Annotated in this window: 24 protein-coding genes and 1 pseudogene; 10 read left to right on the top strand and 15 right to left on the bottom strand. The window is 72.3% G+C overall.

Going from position 1 to position 25,882, the window contains the following annotated elements; all coding sequences use genetic code 11:
- Positions 1-6: 6 nt before the first annotated feature.
- The 6 genes from casB to B124_RS02515 form a co-directional block, all read right to left on the bottom strand.
- Entirely contained in the window at positions 7-642 is a 636-nt protein-coding gene (gene casB, locus B124_RS02540; RefSeq protein ID WP_496500936.1) for a type I-E CRISPR-associated protein Cse2/CasB, read from the bottom strand.
- Positions 639-2,366, bottom strand: coding sequence for a type I-E CRISPR-associated protein Cse1/CasA (casA, locus tag B124_RS02535; RefSeq protein ID WP_496500935.1), 1,728 nt, complete (start codon positions 2,364-2,366; stop codon positions 639-641). Before casA ends, casB begins: the two co-directional genes overlap by 4 nt.
- Positions 2,356-5,223, bottom strand: a complete 2,868-nt coding sequence (cas3, locus tag B124_RS02530; protein WP_496500934.1) for a CRISPR-associated helicase Cas3' — start codon at positions 5,221-5,223, stop codon at positions 2,356-2,358. The genes casA and cas3 overlap by 11 nt, the downstream gene beginning before the upstream one ends.
- Positions 5,224-5,777: 554 nt before the next feature.
- Entirely contained in the window at positions 5,778-6,287 is a 510-nt protein-coding gene (locus B124_RS02525; protein WP_496500933.1) for an FBP domain-containing protein, read from the bottom strand.
- A 76-nt stretch (positions 6,288-6,363) separates the two neighbouring features.
- A complete protein-coding gene (locus tag B124_RS02520) occupies positions 6,364-7,137 on the bottom strand; it encodes a S16 family serine protease (protein WP_496500932.1) in 774 nt (257 codons plus the stop codon).
- 373 nt (positions 7,138-7,510) lie between these two features.
- Positions 7,511-8,170 (bottom strand): IclR family transcriptional regulator, encoded by a 660-nt coding sequence (locus B124_RS02515; protein WP_496500931.1) that lies wholly within the window; start codon positions 8,168-8,170, stop codon positions 7,511-7,513.
- Between the two features lie 309 nt (positions 8,171-8,479).
- On the opposite strand from B124_RS02515, the gene B124_RS02510 reads away from it, so the two are divergent.
- Positions 8,480-9,514, top strand: a complete 1,035-nt coding sequence (locus B124_RS02510; protein ID WP_496500930.1) for a GlxA family transcriptional regulator — start codon at positions 8,480-8,482, stop codon at positions 9,512-9,514.
- Positions 9,515-9,564: 50 nt separating this feature from the next.
- Here the strand turns inward: B124_RS02510 and B124_RS02505 are convergent, their stop codons facing one another.
- On the bottom strand, positions 9,565-10,035 hold the full coding sequence (locus B124_RS02505) for an SsgA family sporulation/cell division regulator (protein ID WP_496500929.1): 471 nt from the start codon (positions 10,033-10,035) through the stop codon (positions 9,565-9,567).
- Positions 10,036-10,220: 185 nt separating this feature from the next.
- Here B124_RS02505 and B124_RS02500 point away from each other — a divergent pair, with 185 nt between their 5' ends.
- Together B124_RS02500 and B124_RS02495 are read left to right on the top strand one after the other, a co-directional pair.
- Complete coding sequence (locus tag B124_RS02500) at positions 10,221-12,083, top strand: RDD family protein (RefSeq protein WP_496500928.1); 1,863 nt, start codon at positions 10,221-10,223, stop codon at positions 12,081-12,083.
- A 55-nt stretch (positions 12,084-12,138) separates the two neighbouring features.
- A complete protein-coding gene (locus B124_RS02495) occupies positions 12,139-13,347 on the top strand; it encodes an RDD family protein (protein WP_496500927.1) in 1,209 nt (402 codons plus the stop codon).
- 103 nt (positions 13,348-13,450) lie between these two features.
- On the opposite strand, the gene B124_RS02490 is transcribed toward B124_RS02495, so the two are convergent.
- A complete protein-coding gene (locus B124_RS02490; RefSeq protein ID WP_496500926.1) occupies positions 13,451-13,738 on the bottom strand; it encodes a hypothetical protein in 288 nt (95 codons plus the stop codon).
- Between the two features lie 539 nt (positions 13,739-14,277).
- On the opposite strand from B124_RS02490, the gene B124_RS02485 reads away from it, so the two are divergent.
- Together B124_RS02485 and B124_RS02480 are read left to right on the top strand one after the other, a co-directional pair.
- Positions 14,278-16,452 carry an immune inhibitor A domain-containing protein gene (locus B124_RS02485; RefSeq protein ID WP_496501033.1) on the top strand — a complete coding sequence of 725 codons (2,175 nt, stop codon included), beginning with the start codon at positions 14,278-14,280 and terminating at the stop codon, positions 16,450-16,452.
- Positions 16,453-16,583: 131 nt separating this feature from the next.
- The gene (locus tag B124_RS02480; RefSeq protein WP_496500925.1) at positions 16,584-16,886 is read left to right on the top strand and encodes a hypothetical protein; all 303 of its coding nucleotides are present in this window, start codon (positions 16,584-16,586) and stop codon (positions 16,884-16,886) included.
- A 90-nt stretch (positions 16,887-16,976) separates the two neighbouring features.
- On the opposite strand, the gene B124_RS02475 is transcribed toward B124_RS02480, so the two are convergent.
- Positions 16,977-17,564 carry an isochorismatase family protein gene (locus B124_RS02475; RefSeq protein WP_496500924.1) on the bottom strand — a complete coding sequence of 196 codons (588 nt, stop codon included), beginning with the start codon at positions 17,562-17,564 and terminating at the stop codon, positions 16,977-16,979.
- A 244-nt stretch (positions 17,565-17,808) separates the two neighbouring features.
- On the opposite strand from B124_RS02475, the pseudogene B124_RS02470 reads away from it, so the two are divergent.
- Positions 17,809-18,247: pseudogene (locus B124_RS02470) on the top strand (RNA-guided endonuclease TnpB family protein); the annotation flags it as partial.
- 35 nt (positions 18,248-18,282) lie between these two features.
- Here B124_RS02470 and B124_RS02465 read toward each other — a convergent pair.
- Positions 18,283-19,605 carry a nicotinate phosphoribosyltransferase gene (locus tag B124_RS02465; RefSeq protein ID WP_496500923.1) on the bottom strand — a complete coding sequence of 441 codons (1,323 nt, stop codon included), beginning with the start codon at positions 19,603-19,605 and terminating at the stop codon, positions 18,283-18,285.
- Between the two features lie 137 nt (positions 19,606-19,742).
- Between B124_RS02465 and clpS the strand changes: the two genes are divergently transcribed.
- The 3 genes from clpS (at position 19,743) to B124_RS02450 (ending at position 22,208) form a co-directional block, all read left to right on the top strand.
- Complete coding sequence (clpS, locus tag B124_RS02460) at positions 19,743-20,051, top strand: ATP-dependent Clp protease adapter ClpS (RefSeq protein WP_018834043.1); 309 nt, start codon at positions 19,743-19,745, stop codon at positions 20,049-20,051.
- The gene (locus B124_RS02455; RefSeq protein ID WP_496500922.1) at positions 20,051-20,650 is read left to right on the top strand and encodes a DUF2017 domain-containing protein; all 600 of its coding nucleotides are present in this window, start codon (positions 20,051-20,053) and stop codon (positions 20,648-20,650) included. Before clpS ends, B124_RS02455 begins: the two co-directional genes overlap by 1 nt.
- A gap of 109 nt (positions 20,651-20,759) precedes the next feature.
- Positions 20,760-22,208 (top strand): amino acid permease, encoded by a 1,449-nt coding sequence (locus tag B124_RS02450; RefSeq protein ID WP_496500921.1) that lies wholly within the window; start codon positions 20,760-20,762, stop codon positions 22,206-22,208.
- A gap of 117 nt (positions 22,209-22,325) precedes the next feature.
- On the opposite strand, the gene B124_RS02445 is transcribed toward B124_RS02450, so the two are convergent.
- The 5 genes from B124_RS02445 to B124_RS02425 form a co-directional block, all read right to left on the bottom strand.
- Entirely contained in the window at positions 22,326-23,276 is a 951-nt protein-coding gene (locus B124_RS02445; protein WP_496500920.1) for a PLP-dependent cysteine synthase family protein, read from the bottom strand.
- Positions 23,276-23,554: a MoaD/ThiS family protein gene (locus B124_RS02440; RefSeq protein WP_496500919.1), complete on the bottom strand. Its 279-nt coding sequence runs from the start codon at positions 23,552-23,554 to the stop codon at positions 23,276-23,278. Before B124_RS02440 ends, B124_RS02445 begins: the two co-directional genes overlap by 1 nt.
- Positions 23,555-23,689: 135 nt before the next feature.
- Positions 23,690-23,824, bottom strand: coding sequence for a putative leader peptide (locus tag B124_RS02435; RefSeq protein ID WP_496500918.1), 135 nt, complete (start codon positions 23,822-23,824; stop codon positions 23,690-23,692).
- 63 nt (positions 23,825-23,887) lie between these two features.
- Positions 23,888-24,340 carry a M67 family metallopeptidase gene (locus tag B124_RS02430; RefSeq protein ID WP_496500917.1) on the bottom strand — a complete coding sequence of 151 codons (453 nt, stop codon included), beginning with the start codon at positions 24,338-24,340 and terminating at the stop codon, positions 23,888-23,890.
- Between the two features lie 123 nt (positions 24,341-24,463).
- Positions 24,464-24,913: a type II toxin-antitoxin system PemK/MazF family toxin gene (locus tag B124_RS02425; protein WP_496500916.1), complete on the bottom strand. Its 450-nt coding sequence runs from the start codon at positions 24,911-24,913 to the stop codon at positions 24,464-24,466.
- A 197-nt stretch (positions 24,914-25,110) separates the two neighbouring features.
- Here B124_RS02425 and B124_RS02420 point away from each other — a divergent pair, with 197 nt between their 5' ends.
- On the top strand, positions 25,111-25,863 hold the full coding sequence (locus tag B124_RS02420; RefSeq protein WP_496500915.1) for an MBL fold metallo-hydrolase: 753 nt from the start codon (positions 25,111-25,113) through the stop codon (positions 25,861-25,863).
- Positions 25,864-25,882: the final 19 nt, after the last annotated feature.

Here is a 25,882-nt window from a genome sequence, read left to right as displayed (position 1 = left end):
GTTTCCTCACTTCTCGGCGGGCGGGTCTGCGGAGTCGGCGGTTTCAGCGACCCGCCGGTGCTGGTGGTAGGAGCGACCCCATTGCTGGCGGACCCTGTCCCGCTGTCCTGGGAGCTGCCACTGGCAGAGCTGTTCGCCCAGCAGGGCGTAGTCAAGCGGGATGCCCTCGCGGCGCAGCAGCGTGGCGATCTCGCGGAGACGCACGGTGAGCTGCGCGAACGTCGTCGCGGAACCGAGTCGTCTGAAGCGGTCGAGAGTCGCTGTGTCTGCCTCGTTCGGCATCAGCCGGCGGACACCTTGGCCGAGTCCGTTGCCTCCGGGGACGTGCATGCCCTGGCTACGGGACTGCTGATGCACGGCGTAGAGAGCGAGAGCGGCAAAGACCGCGTTCTGCGCCTGCGACATGGCCTTCTCACCGTGGATGCCGTCCAGGTCGTAGAGGGCATCGATGTCGACCGCGCCCCACAGTTCCGGAGTGGCCAGCGGGTCTCGACCAGCGCCGCGCCGGAGCCGGGCCAGAGTCGCGGTCTCGGCCGACCAGGCTGCGAGGTGTCCGCGCTGGAGTCGTGCGGCTTCCCTTCCGACGAGGTCTCCGACGGAGCCGGGAGTCCAGCGTTGCCGGGTGGGTGCGGATGCACTCATGCAGCGGCCCCCTCGGCCTCTTCGGCCCCCTCGGCCTCTTCGGCCCCCTCGGCCCCCTCGGCCTCTTCGCCTGGTTCGAGGTCGTTCTCGGGAAGCGGCAGTTGCTTCCGCAGGGCCGTGAAGAACCAGCGCTCGGCAGAGGCGGCGTTGAGCCAGCGGTCGTCGACCACCCGGCCGTCCCATGCAGCCGGTCCGGCCGCCTTCACCAGCTCCCGGCCGATCCTGCGGACCACACCGACTGCCGTGCGGCGCCAGGCGATGCGCTGTTCTTCCGGGTCGGCTCCGGCCACCAGTCCTGCCAGCCAGGCGCGGTACGGTCCGTCGAGTTCGCCGTAGGCGCGGTCCCGGGCAGTGTCTCGCCGGGAGTCCGGTTCCGCGCCGACTGCTCGGGCGAGATCTCTGGCGAGACCGGCGAGGGCCAGGACGGCTCTGTCGGCTTCGGCCACCGCTCCCTCGGCTACCGGACGCAACTCGGAGGCCAGGACAACCAGCCGCATGGCAACGTCGTCGGAGACGACTTCGTCGATCACGGACTGCTGGGTGCCGTAGACGACCCCGTAGGTGCGCAGGCGGATCAAGGTGTCACGCGGCAGAACCTCGTTGTAGGTCAGATGGTTCATCCAGCCCACCACACCGGGCGATAAAGCCCCCAGCCCGTCTTTCGGGTCGGCTTCCCGGGGTGGTGTCGCGGCGATCAACGAGCCCAGGCCCCGCCAGGCCGCCCGCGCGGGCTGGTGCTCCCGTGGCATGTAGACCAGGGGTTGCTGCAGCTTCTTCTCTTGCGTCCCGCTCCGGCGCCAGGCGGTCATCGGCTCGACTCTCTGCCTGTTCTGCGGTGTCAACGGGTCTCCGTACGTCAGCACGACGCCCGTCACCGCGGTCTCGTCGTAGTGCAGACGTACGCGCCGGGACTGCCAGGTGTACAGGTCGCGCACACCGTACGGACGGGCGGCGACCTCCGGGTGCGAGCCGGGCCTGCTCACACCGATCCGCCACGCCGGGGCGTCTTCCTCGTCTGCTTCACCGGGTGTGCCGGCAGCGATGAGGTTCAGCAGCAGCGTCTCCCGCAGCGTCGTCCCTTCGACGCTGACCCCGCCGAGGTGACCGGCCCAGGCGACGCCCTGCGGATACGCCCTCCCGCCCTTGACCCGCGGATCGTCCACCACGCCGGTCTTGATGCCGGAGGTGTCGTACGCCTGCGCATGCACCAGCCATCGGGCGGCCTCGGCAAACCCCAGACTTTCGGTGCCCTGTGTCCGCATGCTGAAAAACGGTGCACCGTTCGGCACGTCCGCGACGATTCGGTCGAGCGAGGACACCTCGTTCTTCGCCGTGTGGAGCCCCGGCGTCTGGAAGAACGGGCGCTCCGGACTCAGCAGGTCGAACAGGGCACGGTGCTCGGCCAGATAATTCGGTACGGCGTCGAACGGCTCATGGCTCTCCCACCGTTCGAGCCAGCTCTCGTCGTCCTCCGGGCCGCCTTCCAGGGCGTCGTAGAGCAGCGCCAGCAGCAGCCGCAGCAACGCGAAGTCCTGCGTCGGAAGGTCCCCGGCCAGCCTGCGCACCTCAGCGGCCCGGGCGAAGACGTCACGCAGCGACAGCTCGACCTGGCTGCCATCCGTCAGCAATACGGGTATCCATGCCTGCTTGGTCAGATCGAAGGACAGGCGGCCGTCCGGAAGGCGTTCTGCCTGGGCCGGTTCGATCTGCGGGTCACCGCTCACGAGTCACCTCAAGTCCGTCTCGTTCGCTGTACATCAGGTGAAATCCTGCCAGCAGGGTCTGACAATCGCCTTGAACAGGGAGAATGAGCTCGCCAGCAAGCCAATGGCACTCCTTGGTCTGCCATGCCTCGACGTAGAACTCCTCCAACTCCCGTATCACCTTGTCGATGATCCCGGGATGGGTGAGTTCACGAGGCAGCCGGATCGCGGAGGCCGCGGCAGCGCGTGCCGCGCGGGCCGTGGGCACCGCACCGGTCGGCAGCTCCAAGCCCCCTTGTCCGTCGGGAAGCCAGGGAAGCGTCCTGAACATGCCGTCGCCCTGCTCCTGGACGAGGACGACTTCCAGGCTCTCCTCGGTGTCGCGGACCTGGGCGCGCCCTGCCTGCGTGTCGTCCGCATCGCCGGCCCCGGCGTCAATCCAGCCGTTGATCGACTTCCCGGCGCGGCCAGCGGGGGACAGCCGGAAGGTCCTTGCGCTCGTGCGCTTGGACTGCATCAACTGCTTATGTGCCAGCGCGGCCTCGCCGAGCGCGTCCTGCCAGCCATCGGGGCCGACGGGCATATCCCGGTAGGCATCCTGTACCAAGGAACTGATGTGCCCGGGCAGCTCTACGGGATCGCCGTCGAGATGCGGGAGCAGGACTGCCGCGGAGCGCAGCAGGGCGTACCGCCCGTAGACGGCGACCGAGCCTGAATCCGGCTCCGGCGGACCGTCCTTCGTCCACTCGACGCCGGTGACCAGGCACTGGGGTGCCGCCAGACGTGGAGGCCGGGCGCCTCGCTCGTGCCGGTGCAGGCGTCCCATCCGCTGCAGCACGAGGTCGACCGGGGCGAGGTCGGTGACCAGCAGGTCGAAGTCCACATCGAGCGACTGCTCAGCGACCTGGCTGGCCACCACGATGTGTGTGCCCGGACGGTCGCCGTCCTGGCTGAACAAGTCCACCAGCAGTTTGTCCCTGGCCTGCCGGTCCAGGTCACAGAAGCGGCTGTGTGCGACGGTCACGGCATCCTCTCCGAATGCCTCACGCAAGGTGGCCGCCGTCTCCTGGACCCGGCGCACCGTGTTCCGCACGATGAGGACGTTCCCTCCGGCCTCCAACTCTGTGCGCAGGCGCGGCACGAGCAGATCGTCCTTGAGGCGGCTCAAGTGCACTTTGCTGCAACGCCCGGACGCCGCCGGCCGCACAAGCTCCGGAGCCCTACCCGGCTTCACCACGGTGACCAGCGGATACGACTCCTCCGCACCCACAGGCCGATAGGTGTCGGTCCCGCGCTTCTTCTCCCCCGCATACGCCTCGGTCAGCTCCTGGCGCCGCTGTGCCGGCAGTGTTGCGGACAGCACGACGACGGGCACGCCATGCTGGCCCAGCCAGTGGAGCGCGCGGTCCAGATAGGAGTTCATGTACGCATCGAAGGCGTGCGCTTCGTCGATCACGACGACCTTGCCGGCCAGGGCCAGATGCCTCAGGACGAGGTGCCGGCTCTTGAGCGCGCCGAACAGCAACTGGTCGATGGTGCCGACCACAAACGACGCCAGCATCGCCTTCTTACGCCCCGCGAGCCACTGGTGTGCCACCAGTCCTGCCGGGGTGCGGCGCGAGGCGTGCTGAGACCGCGATACCTCTTTCTCGCCATCTGGCGATACGGCCCTGATCTCCTGCCACGATTGCCCGCGGAGCTGCCGCATATGGTCATTCAGCGCGGCCTTGGAGTGCACTAGCTGCACCGACAGGCTGCTGCCGTTCTGGTTCGGCAACCGGTTCAGCCACCGCAGCAGCCGGGGGAACATCGCGTTTCCGGTGGCCATGGTGGGCAGCGCGAAGAACACACCGCCGGCCCCGGAGCCGGCCGCCAGCACCTCCGCCGCAGCCAGCGCCGCCTCCGTCTTCCCCTCACCCATCGGGGCTTCGACGATCAGTAAGCCGGCACCGCCCAAACGGCGGGCAGCCTGCACGGTCGCCAACTGGACGGGGCGGGGCTCGGCTTCCTCGGGCAGGTCGAACCGTTGGGCGAACAACTCTCCGACATCGCGCGTCGGCATCTCCGGCTTCCACGGCTCCGGCAGTCCGAGCCCGGCCCATGCTTCGTCCAGCCGCTGCTGCGTGTCTTTCCGGGCTGCACCGTACGGGAAGAGATCCCGGTTGCTGGCTATCCAGTCCGCGACGATGACCAGCGCGGAGAGTACGACCTGGGCGGCCTGCGGCAGCTTCACGTCTTTCCAGGCCGGCAAACGGCTGCGTACACCGAAGTCGTCGATGCAGGCTTCCAGAATCTCCTGCTGGACACCAGCCCAGAGGTGCTCGCTCCCGCCGGGCGTACGGAAGAAATCGGGGTGCCTGTCGAAGATCTTTAACTGTTCGTCAGTGGGTGGCACGCCGTGGTGTCCGCCAAGGATTACCGCGAACTGCGCCGACTGCGGTACCGACCAGCCCAGATTCGCCTTCAGCCAGTCCTCCAGGATGCGCTGGCTGGCGAACTCGTGCCGTGCTGTGCTGCGCAGGTCGCCGTACATCCGCTGTGGCTTCATGTCGAGTCCGGCAGCGATCATCTTCCCCGCCGGCTTCTCGGCCTGGCAGGCGAAGGCGGGCGTGGCCTTGCCGACATCGTGGGTGCCGGCCAGCCAGACCGCGAGTGTTCGGGCGTCTTGATCGAGCAACGGAAGATGCGCGGACACCAACTGTCTCACCGAGGCGGGCATCCACCTGTCCCACAGCCGACCCGCGACGGCGGCGCTGTCAGCCATGTGCCGCCAGAGTGGCAGGGCGGCCTCGTCGTCGTGATCGTGCTTGGCCCACACACTGCGAGCAGCATCCGACAGCCTGGGGCTGAGCCGGGCTTCACCTTCCGGTAACGCCATCAACGTCCTCTGATTTCACGCGTGCCTGCGCCACGGCGGTGCAGGTCACAGGGGTTAGCGGCACCAAGTCGCTACGTTAGGTGCACTTGTGGATCGAAGGAGTGAGATTTGACAAATCCCTTCGCACGGGATCGGCGACGCTGGGAGCACCGCCGATGTTCAGGGTGAGCGTCAAGGTCGGCAATTAGGTAAAAATGAACCATTTGCACGGAATGCCGGAATCTCTAGAAGTGGTAAAACTGGCCCTCGCGCCGAGGTAGCGTCCCAGGTCATTGAGGGTGCTCCCCGCGGACGCGGGGATGGTCCCTGCCGGGTGGGCCGACCGGAGCCGGAGGTGTAGTGCTCCCCGCGGACGCGGGGATGGTCCCGTGGGCGTGGCGAATGCCCGCCGGCTCTACACGTGCTCCCCGCGGACGCGGGGATGGTCCCGCCACATGTGGCGAGAAGCACCGAGGGGAGGAGTGCTCCCCGCGTTCGCGGGGATGGTCCCGCCTTTCCCGACGGGGCCGCATGGCGACGGCTGTGCTCCTCGCAGACGCGGGCAACGCTGCAGCTCAGCGGCGTTGCTCGGTGACCTTCGTGATGAAGTCCTCCAGGTTTCCCCACATGCGCGCGACGCGTTCGGCCTCGGTCAGCGACTCCTCCTGCGGTACCGTCCGCAGCTTCGGCTGCCGCTTGCCGCGCAGGTAGAGCGAGCAGGCGAGGTCCGCGCACACGTACACCCCGACCGTGTTCCCCTGCCGCCCGCGCGCGCCCGCCAGCGGGGCCGCGAGCAGCCGGACGCCGGAGGAGGAGTGCGCGGTCAGGCAGAGCTGGCACATGCGCGAGCGCACGGCGCTGGCGCGGCCGGCCGCCGGCACGCGCAGAGTGATCCCGAGCGGCCCGTCCGGGCGGGGGGCGACGAGGTGGGCGCGGAGCGGGGCACCGGGGTCCACCCAGCCCAGGAAGTCCAGGTCCGCCCAGGGCAGCGCGGCGAAGTCGAGCGGCAGCTTGAGCCGGGCGGCGTCACCTTTGGTGCTGTTCACGAAGGATGTGCGGATCTGTTTCTCACTGAGCGGTTCCACGTCGGCCGACCTTACGGAGGTCGCGTACGGACCGCACGCGAATTCCGTCCCGGCCGTACGTGGTGGGAGGGGCAGGTCAGCAGCTCGGCACGTCGCCGCCGGCGCCCGACGCCAGCGCCTTCAGCGACGTCACCGCGTCCGACAGCTCCGCCACCGGCACCAGCCGCAGTCCCTCGGGCAGCTCCGACTCCGCGTCCGCGCACTCCGCCTCCGGCACCAGGAACACCGTCGCGCCGTCGCGCTTCGCCGCCTGCGTCTTCAGCGGCACGCCGCCGACCGGGCCGACGGTCCCGTCCCGCGCGATCGTGCCCGTACCGGCGATGGTCTCGCCGCCCGTCAGGTCGTCGGGGCCGAGCTTGGCGACGATCCCCAGGGCGAAGAACAGCCCGGCGCTGGGCCCGCCGACGTCGGTGAGGCGCAACTCGACGTCCACGCTGCCGGGGTCGCGGCCGAGGTGGTGCAGGGCGGCGGTGACGGCGGTGTTCTGGGACTCGCGCATCTGCTTCGCGTTGTACTCCCGGATCTCCTTGCGGGAGTCGCCGACGGGATACACCGAGTCCGTGGGCATCACGGCCTCGTCGGCGGCGAACCAGCCGGAGGCGATGTCCGCGATCCGCAGGGAGACTTCCGGTCCGGTCGCGGCGATCGTCGTCATCCGCAACTCGCCGTCGGTGTCGTGCTGCTCGGCCCCGGAGACGGAGATGACGGGGTCGCCGCGGTGGTCGCCGAGGACGTCGGCGGTCATGCCGGGCTGGGCGAGGGAGAAGGGCAGCGGGGCGAACGCGGCGGCGGCGAGCAGGCCGGCGACGGGCGCGGCGGCGATCGCGAGGGTGACACGGCGAGGGGGCACGCTCCCAATCTACGGGGCCCTGGCCGGGGTGGCTGTGGGGGATGGGGGGGATCCCCGTCCCCGCCCCTTCCCGAAACTCAGGGCTCCGCCCCGAGACCCCCCGCCGGGCTGCGCCCCCGGACCCCCGCGGGGCTGTGCCCCGGACCCCCGCGGGGCTGTGCCCCGGACCCCCGCGGGGCTGCGCCCCGGACCCCCGGGGGGGGCTGCACCCTAGCCCCCGTCGAGGTCGCGTCCCGGCCCTCTCGGGGCTGGGCCCCCGGCCCTCTCGGGGCACTGGCCCTCCGCCCTGGGCCCCCGCCCCGTCGGGCCGCTGGCCCTCCGCCCCAGGGCTCGGTCCCGAACCGCCCCGGCGGGGGCTCCGCGTCCCGCCCCGCTACCTCAGCGCCTGCGCGACCTCCCGCGCCGCCGAGACCACCCGCGGGCCCACCTCTCCCGGCACGATCTCGTGCAGCATCACCACGCCCACGCTGCCCTCTATCCCCGACACCCCCAGCAGCGGCGCCGCCGCCCCGCTCGCGCCCGCCTCCAGTTCGCCGTGTGTCAGGGCCAGCGCCAAGTCCGCGTCCGTCTCGCACGCGCCCGGGCCCAGGCCGCGGCCCTTGAGTATCGCCCGGCCCGCCGCGCCCTGGTCCAGGGCGTGCCGGAAGCCGGCGCGGTAGGCGACGTGGTAGTCCGTCCAGCTCGGTTCTACGACCGCGACGGCCAGTGCCTCGCTGCCGTCGACCAGCGTCAGGTGCGCCGTCGCGCCGACGTCCTCGGCGAGCGAGCGCAGCGCCGGCAGCGCCGCCTCCCGTACCAGCGGGTGCACCTGCCGGCCCAGCCGCAGCACCCCGAGCCCGACCCGCGCGCGGCCCCCGAGGTCGCGGCGGACCAGGGCGTGCTGTTCCAGGGTGGCGAGCAGGCGGTACACCACGGTGCGGTTGACGCCCAGTTTGTGCGACAACTCGGTGACGGTGAGGCCGTGGTCGGTGTCGGCGAGCAGTTTCAGCACGCGGAGTCCACGGTCGAGTGTCTGGGAGGTCTCTGCGGGCACGCCGCCTCCTCAAGTGATGTACGGCCCTTCCCGCGCCGGTGCACCTGTCCCTTGCAGCGCCGGCGCCTGGAGCCGCCGGCCGCAGGTGGCACCGGCTTGGGTCCGCGACGGCTCTGCCGCGGAACTCGGAGCCCCCGCCTCCGCCTCCTCGGCGGGGGTGAGCGGAAACCTAGCGAGAGGCACCGCTCAGCGGAAGACCCCGTCCAGAATCCGGTCAGGATCTTGCACGACCGTTGCTTTCCGTGATCGTTGCGGACAATGCAACGCCCGTAGAATGGCCGGATTAACAGCGAGTGAAAGAATCGCGCCATGACCGGATCCGCAGCGCATCCCCCCACCGGCCCGCACCGCGTCGCCGTCCTCGTCCGGGACGGCGTGATGCCCCTCGAACTCGGCCTCGTCCACCAGATGTTCGGCTCCGCCGAGTCCGCGGGGCGGCGGCTGTACGAGGTCGTCACCTGCGCGCTGCGGCCGGGGCCGGTGCGTACGGACGCGGACTTCCCGGTGCTCGTCGAGCACGGGCCGGAGGCGCTGGACGACGCCGCGACCGTTGTGGTGCCTGCGTCGCATGCCCAGGACGCGATCGAGAACGCCGCCGACGGCACCGGGCGCGGTGAGCCGTCGGACGAGCTGCGGGCGGCCCTCGGGCGTGTGCGGCCCGGCGCGCGCGTCGCGTCCGTCTGCACCGGCGCGTTCGTGCTCGCCGCCGTGGGCCTGCTCGACGGGCGCCGGGCCACGACGCACTGGAAGTCCGCCGAGCTGTTCCGCCGCCGCTTCCCCGCCGTACGGCTCCAGCCCGACGTGCTCTACACCGAGGACCGCGGCGTGTTCACCTCCGCGGGCGAGGCCGCCGGCATCGACCTGTGCCTGCACATGATCCGCGCCGACCACGGCGCCGCCGTCGCCAACGACGTCGCCCGCCGCACCGTCGTGCCGCCGCACCGCGACGGCGGGCAGGCGCAGTACGTGCCGCGGCCCGTGGCCGAGCCGGAGCTGTCCACCACCGGCCGCGCCCGCGCCTGGGCGCTGGCGCACCTCGACCGGCCCATCGCCCTGCGGGAGCTGGCCGCGCAGGAGTCGATGAGCGTACGGACCTTCGGCCGCCGGTTCCGCGAGGAGACCGGCGTGACGCCGCTGCAGTGGCTCACCCGGCAGCGCGTCGAGCGGGCGCGGCAACTGCTGGAGGAGACGGACCGCAGCATCGACCGGGTCGCGGCGGACGCCGGGTTCGGCACGGCGGCGTCGCTGCGGCAGCACATGCACGCGGCGCTCGGCGTCTCGCCGACCGCGTACCGGGGCACGTTCCGCGGCCCGGGGCAACTGCCGGCGGGGGCGGCGGCGTAGCGGGCGGTGGCGAGGGGCCGGGCCGGGCTGGGCGGCGGGCGCAGCGGCGCTCAGGTGTCGCCCGAGTCGTCCGACGGCCACGGGTCGCTCAGCCATAACTCGTCCCGCGGCTCGGGCCGCAGCAGCTCCACCAGCCCCGCCTCCAGACCGAGGTGCGCCCTCTCCGAACCCGGGGGCACGGCCCGCAGCGTGTGCTCCAGCCAGGTCGAGACCGCGGCGGCCGGGGCCTCGATCAGCGCCTTCCCGGCCGAGGACGTCAGCGCCATGCAGACGATGCACCCCGCCTCTGACTTCGCCGGCCACACCCGCACGTCCCCCTGGCCGCACGGCCGGAACACCCCCTCCACAAGCAGTTCCCGGGCGAACGACCAGCCCACCGGCGCCGCCGAGCCGATATGGAAGCTGATGTGAACGGCGTACGGGTCCCCCGGCCGGTACGTCAGCCTGGACGGAACCGGAACACTTCTTTCCGGCGACAGGACGAGCCGCAGCTCCAGTTCGCGCTCCACCACTGCCTGCATGAGGGCGGCACCTCTCTTCTCGGACGTCACGCAGGTCCGGCGGGCCTGCGTGAGGAGAGAGGGCCAACCCGCCGTGGTCTTACACGACTTCCGCAGACTTCCTCCGATGGTTTGACAAGTCTCTTAAGGCGGAACGGGGGTGAGGCGGACCCGGCTGTCCGCCGGTTCTGGTAGATGTGGACCCCATGAGCGCCCCGACACCACCCTCCGGCGGCGGGATCCCCGGCCCCGGTTACTACCCCGACCCCTCCATCCCGGGCTACGTCCGGTACTGGAACGGTGCGGCGTGGGTTCCCGGCACCAGCCGCCGTGCGCACGAGGGCGAGGAGGAGCCGGCCGCGACCGCCGACGGGCGGGAGACCGGGCCGGCGGAGCACGCGAGCGCGGGCGGCACGGAGAGCCCGGACAGTCCGGAGAGCCCCGTTGACGCCGCGCCGCCCGCCGCCGCGTCCCCCGCTGCGTCCGGTCCGTCCCCTAGCGAGACCGGCCCGGTGTTCCTCGACGAGGAGGAGCCGCAGGACGCGGTGCCCGCCCCCCGCGGGCGGCACGCGCGCGGCGACGACGCGGACGACGTACGGGACGCGGCCGAGGCGGCGGCGTCCGCCGACGAGCCCGACGCGCAGGGCGCGTGGCAGGCGGTCGACGTCGTGGACGTGGCGGAACGCTCCGGAAGCCGCGTCGCCTGGGGCGCGCAGGACCCGCCGGCGCTCACGGTGCCGGCCGAACTGGGCGGCAGCAGCGCGCCGGAGCCGGGCCGCGCCGAGGAGGAGCCCCGGCTGCCGGGCGCGCGGCAGGCGGCGGAGGCTGAGGCCGCGGGCGGTGGCGCCGGGCAGGAGGGCGGACAGGCCGCGCCCGGTGCGTACGAGCAGGATCGGCCGGGTGTGCCGCTCGGCCGCGACCCGCGTGCCGCCGGCGGCGGCTCGTGGGGCGAGCAGACGCGGCGGCTGGCGGGGCCCGCGCCCGTACCGGCGCCCGCGACGTCAGAGGAGGGGCGTGCGGGCGAGTCTGAGTCCGGGTCTGAGTCCGGGCCCGGGGCTGGGGCTGGCTCCGGGGTCGGGGCCGGCGCTGGGGCTGGTTCCGGGGCCGGGTCGGGGTTCGGGGCCGGGGCTGGTTCCGGGTTCGGGGCCGGGGCCGCGTCCGGGTTCGGGGCCGCGGATCCGCGGCAGGGTACGGATCCGCGGCAGGCCGCGGGTCCCTCCGTGCCGTCGCCGACCGCGCCCGACGTGCCGAACGCCCTCCCCGCGCCGCAGGCGCAGCCGGCGCCCACAGCGCCCGACGTACCGGTGCCCCCGCCGCCGTCCCCGCAGCCGCCGACGGCGCCCGGACTGCCCCACCCCCGCCCCGCGCAGCCGCAGCTCGCGCCGCAGGCCGGTCCCACCGCGCCGCCGCTGACCCCGGCCGCGCGCACGGCCCCGCCGCCCGCCGGGCAGCTCCCCGAGCGGGCCGCCGCCCGCGCCGAGCTGCCGCAGGGCTCCGGCGCCGGGGCCGGGACGTCGGAGCCGCCGGTCGTGCCGTGGCGCCCGCCGGTCAACGACCCCTTCCGCAGCGCCGCGCAGGCCACCGCCCCACCGGCCGGGCTCGGCCGCAGGCTCGGTGCCCGGCTCGTGGACGTGCTGCTGGTCGGCGGTGCCGTCGCCGCGCTCGCGGTGCCGCTGGTGAGCAAGTCCATCGACCACGTACAGGACAAGATCGACGCCGCCGAGGAGTCCGGCAAGACCGTCACGGTCTGGCTCATCGACGGCACCACGGGCCCCTATCTCGCCCTCGTCCTCGGCCTCTTCCTCGTTCTCGGCCTGATCGTGGAGGCGCTGCCGACCGCGAAGTGGGGACGTACGCCCGGCAAGCGGCTGTTCGGCGTGCGGGTGCTCGACATCGAGTCGCAGGACCCGCCGGCGACCGGCTCGGCGCTGCGGCGGTGGCTGACGTACGCGGTGTTCGTACTGCTGCCGCTGATCGGGCTGCTGAACGTCATCTGGTGCGCCTTCGACAAGCCGTGGCGGCAGTGCTGGCACGACAAGGCGGGGCGCACGTACGTGGCGCGCGGCTGAGCCGTTCGGCCGCGTCCGGGATGCGGGGCGGTGAGGTGCGGGGTCGACTCGGTGCATGAGTTCCGACCACGGCGAGGGCGCCGACCCGCACCGGAGCAAGCCCGCGCGCTCGCAGCAGGCGGCGCAGCCCGGCGCGCACTCCGACGGCACGCAGCAGCCGGAGGGGAAGCCGCCGCCGGGTGCCGAGCACGGGGCACCGGGGGCGCAGGGGTCGCACGGGACGCCTGCCGACGGCAGCGGTACGACGCGGCCCGTGGGCAACCCGGCGAGGTCGGAGGCGCCCGGCGCGCCTCCGCCTCCGCCCGCGGGCGGCCCTGCGCCCGGCACGGGCACGGGCACGGGCACGCCGTCCCACGGCGGCGGGGGCCCGTCGCCCGGCGACCTCCCGCCGTACGGCGGGCCCCTTGGCGGCGAGCAGCAGCAGCCCGGTGCCGCACCCCCGCCCCCGGGCTCCGGCGCCACCCCGCCGCCCGGCAGGGGCGCAGAACCCGGCTCGGGCTCCTCGGCTCCCGGCTCGGGCTCCCCGCCGCCCGGCTCGGGCCAACCCCCTGGCGCCGGCGCCCCGCCCCCAGGCTCGGGCCAACCTCCCGGTTCCGGCGCCCCACCCCCCGGCTCGGGCTCCCAACCCCCCGCCTCCGGCCACCCCCCCGGCTCCGGCCCTCCACCCCCCGCCTCCGGCTCCCCCTACGACCAGCCCCCCGGCGCCATGCCCCCGCCCCCGCCCCCGCACGGCGGCGGCTCCCCCTACGGCCCCGGCTACGGCGGCGCCGCCCACGGCGCGCCCGATCCGCGGCTCGCCGGGATGCCCCCGCTCGGCAGCCTCGGCCGCCGCCTGCTCGCCCGCATCCTCGACGGCCTGATCGTCTACATCCCGGTGTCCCTCTTCCTCGCCCTCATCGGCCGCATCGACGACTTCGGCGACGGCGACAACGCCGGCCCCCAGTACGGCTGGGGCCTCTTCGGCATCCTCGTCTACTTCGTGTACGAGGGCCTGATGCTCACCCACAGCGGCCAGACCGTCGGCAAGAAGCTCATGAGCATCCGCGTCGGCATGCTGGAGAACGGCGCCGTACCCGCCGGGAGTCCGGGCTGGATCCGGGCCGCCGTCTACTCGCTGCCGGGGATCGTGCCCTGCCTCGGCACCCTGTTCTGGCTCTTCAACGTGCTGTCGTGCACCTGGGACAAGCCGTACCGGCAGTGCGTGCACGACAAGGCCGCCAGGACCGTCGTGGTCTCGACCGAGGGCCAGCGCTTCACCCCGTGACCCGGGACACCGAAGCGGCCGGCGGCCAACTGGTCGCCGGCCGCCTCTGCTCGGTGCCTCGGCCGTCCCCCGTAGACGCCCTCGCGGGCGCCCCCGTGCCGTCTCAGTTGGGCGCGGACTGCGCGCCGACCGGCCGCCGGTCCGCCGCGGGTGCGGCGATCCCGTCCGGCCGCGCCACCACAACCGGCTGCTCCGCCCGGGAGGCGGGAGCGCGGCGGGAGCGCGACACGGGAGCGGTCAGTGCGACGAGCACTCCGAGCGCCAGGGCGATGACGCAGATCGCCACGAGGGCGATGGCTGCGCCGGCCTGCGAGAGCAGCAGCATGGCTGCGGCTGAGGCGATGACTGTGGCCGACCCGTACAGGAACTGGGAAAGAGTCGGACGCGGCATGGCGGGCCCCCCTGGTGGGCTCAGCAACGGTGCGGACGGGTGGACGTGCCGAAGGGCGGCCCCGTGCGTGCAGCCGCCCCCCATTACCCAAGGCGTTGCCCACCCCGGGACGCAAGTAAGCGTGACCTTACCCACCCGGGGGTGCACGAGGGGGCGCACGGTGTCATGCCGGGGTGGGCAACGATGTCACCAGAGCTTTCAGCTTCCGTAGCCCTCTGAAGTGTCCAAGTCAAGACTGTCTTTTCTCTGTTCACTCCGGTCGAATGCAGGCACACCTATTCGTGCGGCGACGCGGGAGGGACAGCGCAAACGTGAGAAGCAGGCAAAGAAAGTTGTCAAAAACTGCCGTCACCACGGTGGTTGCTGCCGCACTCGGCGCGGCTCTCCTGCCCCTGGGGCAGGCAGCCGCCGACAGCGACGGCGGAGCGGCCCAGTCGGAGCGCCGTGATCCGGCGCGGGCACCCAAGCACCAGGAGCACGACCTCGACGGCCCGTTCAGCAAGCAGCAGGACGCGCGGGAGAAGGCGGCGCTGGAGCAACTGCTGGCAGGCGAGGCGCAGCCGCGGACCAAGAAGGACGGCTCGACCGTCGTCAAGCTCGACGACGGCAAGTTCGCCGAGCTGGACCGGGGGACGAAGACCGACAAGATCTTCACCGTGCTGGTCGAGTTCGGCGACGACGTCGACGACGAGACCATGTACGACCCCGACGGCCCCGACGGCCCCGAGCCGCCCGTCGTGAAGTACGGCGGCGACCCCGGCCCCGCGCACAACCAGATAGCCGAGCCTGACCGGGAGGCGGACAACTCCACCGACTGGCAGGCCGACTTCGACCAGCAGCACTACCAGGACCTCTACTTCGCCACGGACGCCGACAAGCAGTCCGTGGCGAAGTACTACGAGAAGCAGTCCTCCGGGCAGTACACGGTGGACGGCGAGGTCAGCGACTGGGTCTCGGTCCAGTGGAACGAGGCCCGCTACGGCTCCAACTACTGCGGCGACTCCACCTGTTCCTCCGTCTGGGACCTGGTGCGCGACGCGACCGCCAAGTGGGCCGAGAACCAGAAGGCCGCCGGGAAGACCGACGCCGAGATCAAGGAGCAGCTCGCCCAGTACGACCTCTGGGACCGCTACGACTTCGACGGCGACGGCAACTTCGACGAGTCCGACGGCTACATCGACCACTTCCAGCTCGTGCACGCCGGCGAGGACGAGTCCGCCGGCGGCGGCGTCCAGGGCGAGGACGCCATCTGGGCGCACCGGTGGTACGCCTACGGCACCGACGCGGGCAGCACGGGCCCCGGCGAGAACAAGGCCGGCGGCGCCCAGATCGGCGACACCGGCATGTGGGTCGGCGACTACACCATCCAGCCGGAGAACGGCGGACTCGGCGTCTTCGCCCACGAGTACGGCCACGACCTCGGCCTGCCCGACCTGTACGACACCGCGGGCGGCGAGAACTCCACCGGCTTCTGGTCGCTGATGTCCTCCGGCTCGTGGCTCGGCCGCGGCGAGGACGCCATCGGCGACCTGCCCGGCGACATGACCGCGTGGGACAAGCTGCAACTCGGCTGGCTCGACTACGAGACGGCCAAGGCGGCGACGCCCTCGAAGCACACCCTCGGCCGCGCCGAGGAGCAGCAGGCCGGCAGGCCGCAGGCGCTCGTCGTCGAGCTGCCGGAGAAGTCCGTCACCACCACCATCACCAAGCCCGCCGAGGGCACCAAGCAGTGGTGGAGCGGCATGGGCGACGACCTGTCCCACACCCTGACCCGTACGGTCGACCTGACCGGCAAGTCCGCCGCGTCGCTTGACCTCGCGGGCTGGTGGGACATCGAGGAGAACTACGACTACCTCTACGCCGAGGTCTCCACGGACGGCGGCGCCAGCTTCACCCCGCTCGACGGCACCGCGAACGGCGCGCAGATCCCGCGCGACGGCGGCGACCGGCCGGCGCTGACCGGCACCTCCGGCGAGTACCGCGACCTGTCGTACCCGCTCGACGCCTACGCGGGCCAGGAGATCCAGCTCCGCTTCCGCTACCAGACCGACGGCGGGGTGGCGCAGAAGGGCTTCACCGCCGACGCGCTGACGATCACGGCGGACGGCGCGGAGGTCTTCGCGGACGGCGCCGAGGGCGACGACGCGGGCTGGACGAAGGACGGCTTCTCGCGCGTCGAGGAGTCCTTCACCGAGGACTACGCGCAGTACTACGTCGCCGAGAACCGGCAGTACGTGTCGTACGACACGACGCTGCAGACCGGCCCGTACAACTTCGGCTGGGTGACCGACAAGCCGGACTGGGTCGAGCACTTCCCGTACCAGAACGGCCTGGCCGTGTGGCTGTGGGACACCTCGCAGCTCGACAACAACACCAGCGTGCACCCCGGCGAGGGCCTGGTGCTGCCGGTCGACGCGCACCCGGCGCCGGAGACGTGGGCGGACGGCTCGGTGATGCGCAACCGCATCCAGGCGTACGACTCCACCTTCAGCACCCAGCGGACCGACGGCTTCACCCTGCACAAGGACGGGGTGGCGGCGGAGATCACGTCGAAGGAGGGCGTCTCGGTCTTCGACGACCACAACGGGACGTACTGGGATGAAGAGAACCCGGGCGGCAGCGTGAAGGTGCCCGACACCCACACGAAGATCTCCATCGTCAAGGAGCCCGGCAATGGCCGGACCATGACAATCCAGGTGGCGCCCGCGGAGTAGTGATTCCGTAAAATTGCAGGTCACAGCCGTATCGGCCGCTGCCCCTGGCGGGGCGGCGGCCGATCGCGTAAACATGGCGTGAGTAGTCTGACGGGGGGACGGCCACACGGGACGACCACGCGAGGAGCGCCATGGGCGGAGGATTCACCAGGCTGCCGGACGGCAGCGTGGTCGTCGCCGTCTCCGTGCCGGCCCCCGTGGAGTGCCGGCGCATACGTGTGCTCGTCCACGCCGCGAACCGCTCCAGGGCCCTGACGCGGCTGCGCAACCTCGGCCTGCGCTCCGTCTACCTCCGGGGCAACGCGCACCCGCCCACGCCCGACGAGGTGACCGCCGTGCTGTGCCATCCGGACGGGCTGGTCTGGCGCGGCTCGCTCGACGACGACACGGAGCCCTGGCACCCGATAGTGGCGCTGTTCCGGCTGGCTACGTAGCGCGCACAGCCCGCGCAGGCCCCGCAGCCCGCGCAGACCGTACGGGCAGACCCAGCAGCCCCCGCAGCCGCCCCCGACGGGCCCCGGGAGTCAGCCGACGACCGGCTTGCCCGCCAGCTCCACGCCCGCCTCCGCCAGCTCCCCCAGCGCCCGCTGCGTGGTGTCCTGCGCCACCCCCGCCGTCAGGTCCAGCAGCACCTGCGTGCGGAACCCCTCGGCCGCCGCGTCCAGCGCCGTCGCCTTCACGCAGTGGTCGGTGGCGATGCCCACGACGTCGACCTCGGTCACCTCCCGCGCGCGCAGCCAGTCCGCCAGCGGCACCCCGTTCTCGTCCGCCCCCTGGAAGCCGCTGTACGCCGCCGCGTACGCGCCCTTGTCGAAGACCGCCGAGATCGCCCCGGAGGCGACGGCCGGGGCGAAGTTCGGGTGGAAGCCGACGCCCTCCGTGCCGGCCACGCAGTGCCGCGGCCAGGAGTGGACGAAGTCCGGGTGCGCCGAGAAGTGGTCGCCCGGCTCGACGTGGTGGTCGCGGGTGGCGACGACGTGCTGGTAGCCGGCCGTGGACCGGCCGATCAGGTCGGTGATCGCGGCGGCGACGTCCGCGCCGCCGGTCACCCCCATGCTGCCGCCCTCGCAGAAGTCGTTCTGCACGTCAACGACGATCAGTGCACGATGCATGGTCGGATGCCTTCCGTGAGTCGGCGTCGGCAGGGATGGAGCGCTGGGGAACGAGCGCTGCGCGTCCCGGTTCTCTGCCCAGTGGACCGGGCGTCATCAGTTCTCCTTGGTGGATACCCCCCGGCTTCAGCCGGGGGAGGAAACAAAGCTCCCACGAGAGCGGGGCAGGGAAGGCCGAATCGCCGTCAGGGCGGTCCGGTGTCCACCCAGACTGCTGGTGAAGGGGCGCCATAGAGATCATTCGGCCAGGCTCCACCAGAAGGTCGCCCGGCAACGCCAGGACACCGCCCGCAAGTGGGCCAAGTCCGTGGTCCGCGACCACGACGCCATCGCCGTCGAGGACTTCCGCCCGAGGTTCCTGGCGAAGTCGGCCATGGCCCGTAAGGCTGCTGACGCGGCGGTCGGCGCCACCAAGGCGGCGCTGGTGGAGATGGGCCGCAAGCACGGCCGGGTGGTGCACCTGGTGAGCCCGGCGCACACCACCATGGACTGCGCGGACTGCGGAGCGAGAACCAAGCACGCGCTGCCTCTCTCGGAACGAACGTATACGTGCACCGCGTGTGGAGTGTCCCGGCCCCGGGACAAGAACTCCGCCCGCGTGATGCTCGTCCGGGCTGGTCTTCAACCCGGCTGGCGCTGACCGCGTAAGACCTGCACCCCCGCCGGGGAGGCAGGCGACGTGAGGAATCCCCCTCGGTCAGTGAACGAGGGGGAGGAGTCAAACGTACTCTGTCGGCAGGACCGGCTCGCCCCTGGAGAGCTGCGTGGCGGACAGCGGCAGCCCGTCCCTGACCCGTACATGCCGGGCCCTGGCCTCGTCCATCGGCTCCCGGCCCACGACCTTCCCGCCGCGGACCAGCGGCACCAGCAGCTCCTGCCCCGCCAGCTCGGCCGGCATCTCTCGAGCGCCGACGACCTCGGCCTCCGCCACCCCGTCCGCGTCCAGCCGCCGCGCCGCCCACTTCCGCCCGCCGATCGACGTCTTCCCGCCGGTCGACCGCTTCGCCACCGCCACCAGCGGCGCGTCCGGGGCGTCGGAGGCGGCGCGGGCCACGAGCTTGTAGACCATCGAGCACGTCGGGTGCCCACTGCCGGTGACCAGCCGGGTGCCCACCCCGTACGCGTCCACGGGGGCGGCGGCGAGCGAGGCGATGGCGTACTCGTCGAGGTCGCTGGTGACGATGATCCGGGTCTCGTGCGCGCCCAGCTCGTCGAGCTGCTGGCGCACCCGGTGCGCGACCAGCAACAGGTCGCCGGAGTCGATGCGCACCGCGCCCAGCGCGGGGCCCGCGACCTCCACGGCGGTACGGACCGCGGCGGCCACGTCGTACGTGTCGACCAGCAGGGTCGTCCCCACGCCCATGGACTCCACCTGCGCGGTGAACGCCTCCCGCTCGCTGTCGTGCAGCAGCGTGAAGGCGTGCGCGGAGGTGCCGACGGTGGGGATGGCGTAGCGGAAGCCGGCGGCCAGGTCGGAGGTGGAGCTGAAGCCGCCGACGTACGCGGCGCGGGCGGCGGCCACGGCGGACAGCTCGTGGGTGCGCCGGGCGCCCATCTCGACCAGCGGCCGGCCGCCGGCGGCGACGGCCATCCGGGAGGCGGCGGCGGCGATGGCGGAGTCGTGGTTGAGGATCGACAGCACCACGGTCTCCAGCAGCACGCACTCGGCGAAGCTGCCCTCGACGCGCAGCACGGGGGAGCCGGGGAAGTACACCTCGCCCTCGGGATAGCCCCAGATGTCGCCGGTGAACCGGAAGTCCGCGAGCCAGTCCAGGGTCGGGCCGTCGACCACGTCGTGGGCGCGCAGGAAGCTCAGCACCTCGGGCTCGAAGCGGAAGCTCTCCAGCGCGTCCAGGACGCGGCCGGTCCCGGCCACGACCCCGTAGCGGCGGCCCTCGGGCAGCCGGCGCGTGAAGGTCTCGAAGACCGAACGCCGGTGCGCGGTGCCGGCGTGCAACGCGGCCTGGACCATGGTCAACTCGTAGTGATCGGTGAAGAGGGCCGTCGAGGGGACGGTGACCGGCAGCTTCAGTTCCGACATGCCGTTGATCCTACGCCCATACTCGTCACATTGACGATTTCAGGTGTCCGAATGGCTGCGGCACCGCCTCGGGTGGCAGCATGGGGAGCGTCAGGGCTGCCGTCGCAGCCGGAGCTATCGAGGAGTTGCCGCCAACCGTGAGCGTCGCACCCACGGAGATCGAGCGCCCGGAGACCGTCGAGTCCCAGTCACCCGCGGCGGTGCCTGAACCGGACGTCCCCTGGGTGACGATCGTCCACAACGACCCGGTGAACCTCATGAGCTACGTGACGTACGTCTTCCAGGCGTACTTCGGATATCCCAGGGAGAAGGCACGCAAGCTCATGATGGACGTACACACCAAGGGGAGGGCCATCGTCTCCAGCGGCTCCCGCGAGGAGATGGAGCGGGACGTGCAGGCGATGCACGGCTACGGCCTGTGGGCCACTCTCCAGCAGGACCGCTGATGGCGGGGCACTTCGAAGCGGTCCCGGGCGGCGGCGCGGCCGTCGCGCTGGACGAGTTGGAGATCTCCATCCTGCGCACCCTGACCGTGCAGTTGCTGGAGCTGATCGGTCCCGGCGACGCCCCCGCGGACGCCGCGCCCCCCGCCGACCCGCTGGACGCGCTCTTCGCCGAGGGCCCCAGCAAACCGCCGTCCGACCCGGCGCTGGCGCGGCTCTTCCCCGACGCCTACAGCGAGCCCGGCAAGGGCCCGGACGAGGAAGAGCGGGCCCGCTCGGCGGAGTTCCGCCGCTACACCGAGCCGGAACTGCGGGAGAGTAAGCGGGAGAACGCCCTGGCGGTCGTCCGCGGGCTCGACCTGCTGACCGTGCAGGGCGAGGGCGGCGCGGTGCTCAAGGTCGGGCCGGAGGAGTCGCGGCAGTGGCTCGCGACGCTGAACGACCTGCGGCTGGCCATAGGCGCGCGGCTCGACATCCGGGACGACGACGACGGCGAGGCGCTGTTCCGGCTGCCGGACGAGGACGAGCGCAAGCCGATGGTGATGGCGTACCTGTGGCTCGGCGGGCTGCAGGAGACCCTGATCGAGACGCTGCTGCCGTAGGCCGCGGGCCCCTGTCCCCGGGTCCGTTCGGGTGAATACGCACATAATCACCCTTTTCCCGTGGTAAAGCTGCAGTCGGGGGACTGCACGGGAAAGGGCGCGACTCTCCATGACCACTGCGAAGGTCCCGGAGGACGGCCTCGCGGCCAGGGCCCCCGGCGAGGGCTGTGACGAGGGCTACGAGCGCGGGCTCGGCAGCCGCCAGATCCAGATGATCGCCATCGGCGGCGCCATCGGGGTGGGCCTCTTCCTGGGCGCCGGCAAGATCATCGAAAAGGCCGGCCCCAGCCTCATCTTCCTGTACGCGCTCGCCGGCGTCGTCATCTTCTTCATCATGCGGGCCCTCGGCGAACTGCTGCTCTACCGTCCGGTCTCGGGCAGCTTCGCCGAGTACGCGCGCGAATTCCTCGGCCCCTACTTCGGGTACGTCACGGGCTGGACGTACTGGCTGATGTGGGCCGTGACCGGCATGACCGAGCTGACCGCCGCCGCCATCTACATCAACTACTGGTGGCCCGCCGTCCCGCAGTGGGTCAGCGCGCTCGGCTTCCTCGTGCTCCTCTTCGGCGTCAACCTGATCTCGGTGAAGATCTTCGGCGAGCTGGAGTTCTGGTTCTCGATGGTCAAGGTCACCGCGATCATCGGCATGATCGTCATCGGCGTCGGCGTCCTCACCGTCGGCTTCTCCGACGCCGCGGCCACCGCCACCACCACGAACCTCTGGAGCCACGGCGGCTTCTTCCCCAACGGCGTCGGCGACAGCCTGATGACCCTCCAGGGCGTGATGTTCGCCTACCTCGCCGTCGAACTCGTCGGCGTCACCGCGGGCGAGAGCGCGAACCCCGAGAAGACCCTGCCCAAGGCGATCAACACGCTGCCCTGGCGGATCGCCACCTTCTACGTCGGCTCGCTGATCGTCATCCTGTCGGTGGTCCGGTGGACGGAGTTCAGCGCCGGCGTCAGCCCGTTCGTCGCCGCCTTCGGCAAGATCGGCATCCCCCTGGCCGCCGGCATCGTCAACTTCGTCGTGCTCACCGCCGCCCTGTCGTCGTGCAACTCCGGCATGTACTCCACCGGCCGCATGCTGCGCGACCTGGCCGCCAACTCCGAGGCGCCGAGGCTCTTCGGCAAGCTGAGCCCGCGCCGGGTGCCGGCCGCGGGCATCGCCGTGTCGGTCGTGGTCATGTCCGTCGGCGTGGTGCTCAACTACCTCGTGCCGGAGAAGGCGTTCGGCTACGTCATGTCCGTCGCCACCGCCGCGGCCATCTGGACCTGGTCGATGATCCTCCTCAGCCACATCCGCTACCGCCGCGCGGTCGCCGCCGGCCGGCTGCCCGCCTCGTCGTTCCCGGCACCGGGCGGGGTGGTGTGCAGTTGGCTCGCGCTGGCGTTCCTCGCGTTCGTCACCGTGCTCACCGCGCTGGACGCCGACGCCCGTGTCTCGCTGTACGTGGGCGCCGGCTGGGCGGTGCTGCTGTCGGGCGGCTGGGCGCTGAGCCGGCGGCGGGCCGCGGCCCGCGCGGAGGCGGCGCCGGGGTACGCGGCCGGGGCACAGTAGGCCGCGGCGGGCCGGTTTCCGCCGGCGCCGTGCCGGTGCCGGGTGCGCGCCCGGCGCGTACGCCGGCCGCGCGTACGCCCGCGGCGCGCGCTCGCGTTCGGCGCGTACGCCCGCGGGCTACGCCCAGAGCTGGCCGTGCAGCGCGGCGACGGCCTCTTCCGTGGTCTCGGCGGTGTAGATGCCCGTCGACAGGTACTTCCAGCCGCCGTCCGCGACGAGGAACGCGATGTCGGCGCTCTCGCCGGCCCGTACCGCCTTGCGGCCCACGCCGATCGCGGCGTGCAGCGAGGCGCCCGTGGAGATGCCGGCGAAGATGCCCTCCTCGCGCAGCAGTTCGCGGGTGCGGGTCACCGCGTCCTCGGAGCCGACGGAGTAGCGGGTGGTGAGCACCGACTCGTCGTACAGCTCGGGGACGAAGCCCTCGTCGAGGTTGCGCAGCCCGTAGACGAGGTCGTCGTAGCGCGGCTCGGCGGCCACGATCTGCACATCCGGGCGCTGCTCGCGCAGGAACCGGCCGGCGCCCATGAGGGTGCCCGTGGTGCCGAGGCCGGCGACGAAGTGGGTGATCGAGGGCAGGTCGGCGAGGATCTCGGGACCGGTGGTGGCGTAGTGCGCGCCGGCGTTGTCGGGGTTGCCGTACTGGTAGAGCATCACCCAGTCCGGGTGCTCCGCGGCCAGCTCCTTGGCGACCCGTACGGCGGTGTTGGAGCCGCCGGCCGCGGGGGAGGAGATGATCTCCGCGCCCCACATGGCGAGCAGTTGGCGGCGCTCCTCGCTGGTGTTCTCCGGCATCACGCAGACCATGCGGTAGCCCTTGAGCTTCGCCGCCATGGCCAGCGAGATGCCGGTGTTGCCCGAGGTGGGCTCCAGGATCGTGGCGCCCGGGGTGAGCCGGCCGTCCTTCTCCGCCTGCTCGACCATGAACAGCGCCGGGCGGTCCTTCACCGAGCCGGTGGGGTTGCGGTCCTCCAGCTTCGCCCAGATGCGCACCGCGGGGGCGGGGGAGAGGCGCGGCAGGTGGACCAGGGGCGTGTTGCCGACGGCCGCGAGGGGGCTGTCGTAGCGCATCAGCGGGAGCCGCCGGCGACGGCGGGCAGGATCGTCACGCTGTCGCCGTCGGCGACCTCGGTGGCCATGCCCTTGAGGAAGCGGACGTCCTCGTCGTTGAGGTACACGTTGACGAAGCGGCGCAGCTCGGCGCCCTCGACCAGCCGCTCGCGGATCCCGGTGTGCCGGGACTCCAGGTCGTCGATCAGCTCGGCCAGGGTGGTGCCGTCGCCCTGCACGGCCTTCTCGCCGTCGGTGTAGCTGCGGAGGATGGTCGGGATGCGGACCTCGATGGCCATTTCGGGGCTCCTGTGGGATGCGGGGAGTCGGGGGGCGGGCGCTTGCGGGCGCCCGCGGGCGGGGTGGGCCGCGCCGGGTTCTGCCGGGGACGTACGTGCCCGGCCGGGCTGCCGGACGCCGGAGTCGGGCGGCGGTCAGCCGCGGCCGGCCGCGGGGGGCGGCGGGGCCGGACAGACGGCGCTGGCGAGCCGGCAGAGGTCGACGTGCAGCCTGGCGACCAGCATGATCTGCCGGCCCGGGGGTTTCCGGGTCACGTCGTGGTCAACCATGACCTCATCGTATCGATTCCCTGTCCGCCTGCCGGATCGCGGTTTCATGATGCGGACGGGGGCTCAGCGCGCGGGGACGTTGTCGTACGAGGCGACCACGGTGACGTCCTCCTCGGTGATCACGCCGTCCACGATCCGGAACGAGCGGAAGGAGACAGGCCCTTCACCGTTGCCGGACTCGGCGGTGGAGACCAGGACGTAGTGCGCGCCGGGCTCGTTGGCGTAGGAGACATCGGTGCGGGAGGGGTACGCCTCGGTGGCGGTGTGCGAGTGGTAGATCACCACCGGCTCCTCGTCGCGGTCGTCCATCTCCCGGTAGAGCCGGAGCAGGTCCTGCGAGTCGAACTCGTAGAACGTGGGGGAGCGGGCGGCGTTGAGCATGGGGACGAAGCGCTGCGGCCGGCCGTCGGCGGGCGCCGGTGCCGGTCCTGCGACGACGCCGCACGCCTCGTCGGGGTGGTCCTTGCGGGCGTGGGCGGCGATCTGCTCGTACAGCTCCTCCGTGATGGTCAGCATGGCCGCAAGGATGACACGGGGGCGGAGCGCGCACCTCGTACGTTCCGAACACTGAGACGAATCCGCCCGGATGCCGGTTCGGTGGCCGGACGCGGGTGCCGGCCGGGCCGCTGCCGGACCGCGTCAGGTGTCGGCCAGGTGGCGCACCTGCTCCCACACCGCCTGATCCACCGGACCGGCCTTGCGGCGGAGGTCCCGGACGCCGGCCTCGTACAGCTCGTCCGTCTCCAGATACCCCGGGCGGTCCCGGCCGGCGCCGGGGGAGCCGGCCGGCAGCGTGACCACGCCGGGCCGCCCGCCGCCGGGCCGGGCGGTGATCCGGGCCACCGTCACCGTCTCGTCCGCGCACTTCAGCACCAGGCACAGCCGCTCCCGGCCGGCCTCCTTGCCGCCCTCCTCGCCGCCCGCCGAGTCCCCGTCCCCGTACGGGACGAGCGCCCACCACACCTCGCCCGGCAGCGCCTCGTCCGGCCGCCGGTGCGCGCGCCGCACCCGCCCGAAGCTGTCGACCAGCCCGGCGATCACGGCCAGCACCACCACGGCCACGAGCGCCGGCCACCACGAGCTGTCCATGGGCCCGATCGTAGGCGCGCTCCGCGGTCGCGGGCGACCCGGCGCAGGTGGACCCCCGGTCCGTACCCCGTCGCATCCTGGTGATTCCGCCCACAACCGGGATGGCCGGGGGACCGCTGCGGCCCGTCCCGGCTTACCCTCGGCAGACCGGCGGGGCATCGTCGCCCCGTCCCGACCGTGCCGGAGGTCCTGCCCCGATGAAGCTCACCGTCGTCGGTTGCTCGGGCTCGTTCCCGTCCGCGGACTCCGCGTGCTCGAGCTACCTGGTCGAGGCGGAGGGCTTCGCACTCCTGCTCGACATGGGCAACGGCGCGCTGGGGGCACTGCAGCAGCACTGCGGACTGTACGACCTCGACGCCGTCCTGCTGAGCCACCTGCACGCGGACCACTGCATCGACATGTGCGCCTACTTCGTCGCCCGCTACTACCGCCACGACGGCGGCCCCGCCGGCCTGCTCCCCGTCTACGGCCCCAAGGGCACGGAGCAGCGGCTGACCACGGCGTACGCGGACACCCCCTCGCAGACGTCGATGAGCGAGGTCTTCGACTTCCGGGCGCTGGAGCGCGGCGCGTTCGAGATCGGCCCCTTCACGGTGCACGCGGACCTGGTCAGCCACCCCGTCGAGGCGTACGCCTTCCGCATCGAGCACGGCGGGCGCAGCCTCGTCTACTCCGGCGACACCGGCCCCTGCGGGGCGCTGACCAAGCTGAGCGCGGACGCCGATCTGCTGTTGTGCGAGGCGGCGTTCACCCACGGCCGCGAGCAGATCCCGGACCTGCACCTCACCGGCCGCGAGGCGGGCGAGGCCGCCGCGGCGGCGGGGGTGGGGCGGCTGGTGCTCACCCACATCCCGCCGTGGACGGACCCGCAGGTGAACCTGCGGGACGCCAAGGAGGCGTACGAGGGCCCGGTGGAACTGGCGCGCGCGGGCGCCGTGTACGAGGTCTGAGCCCAGCCCGGGGCCACGG

This window comes from Streptomyces sp. CNP082, from assembly GCF_059570535.1.
This window is presented reverse-complemented; position numbering and strand designations above follow the sequence as displayed.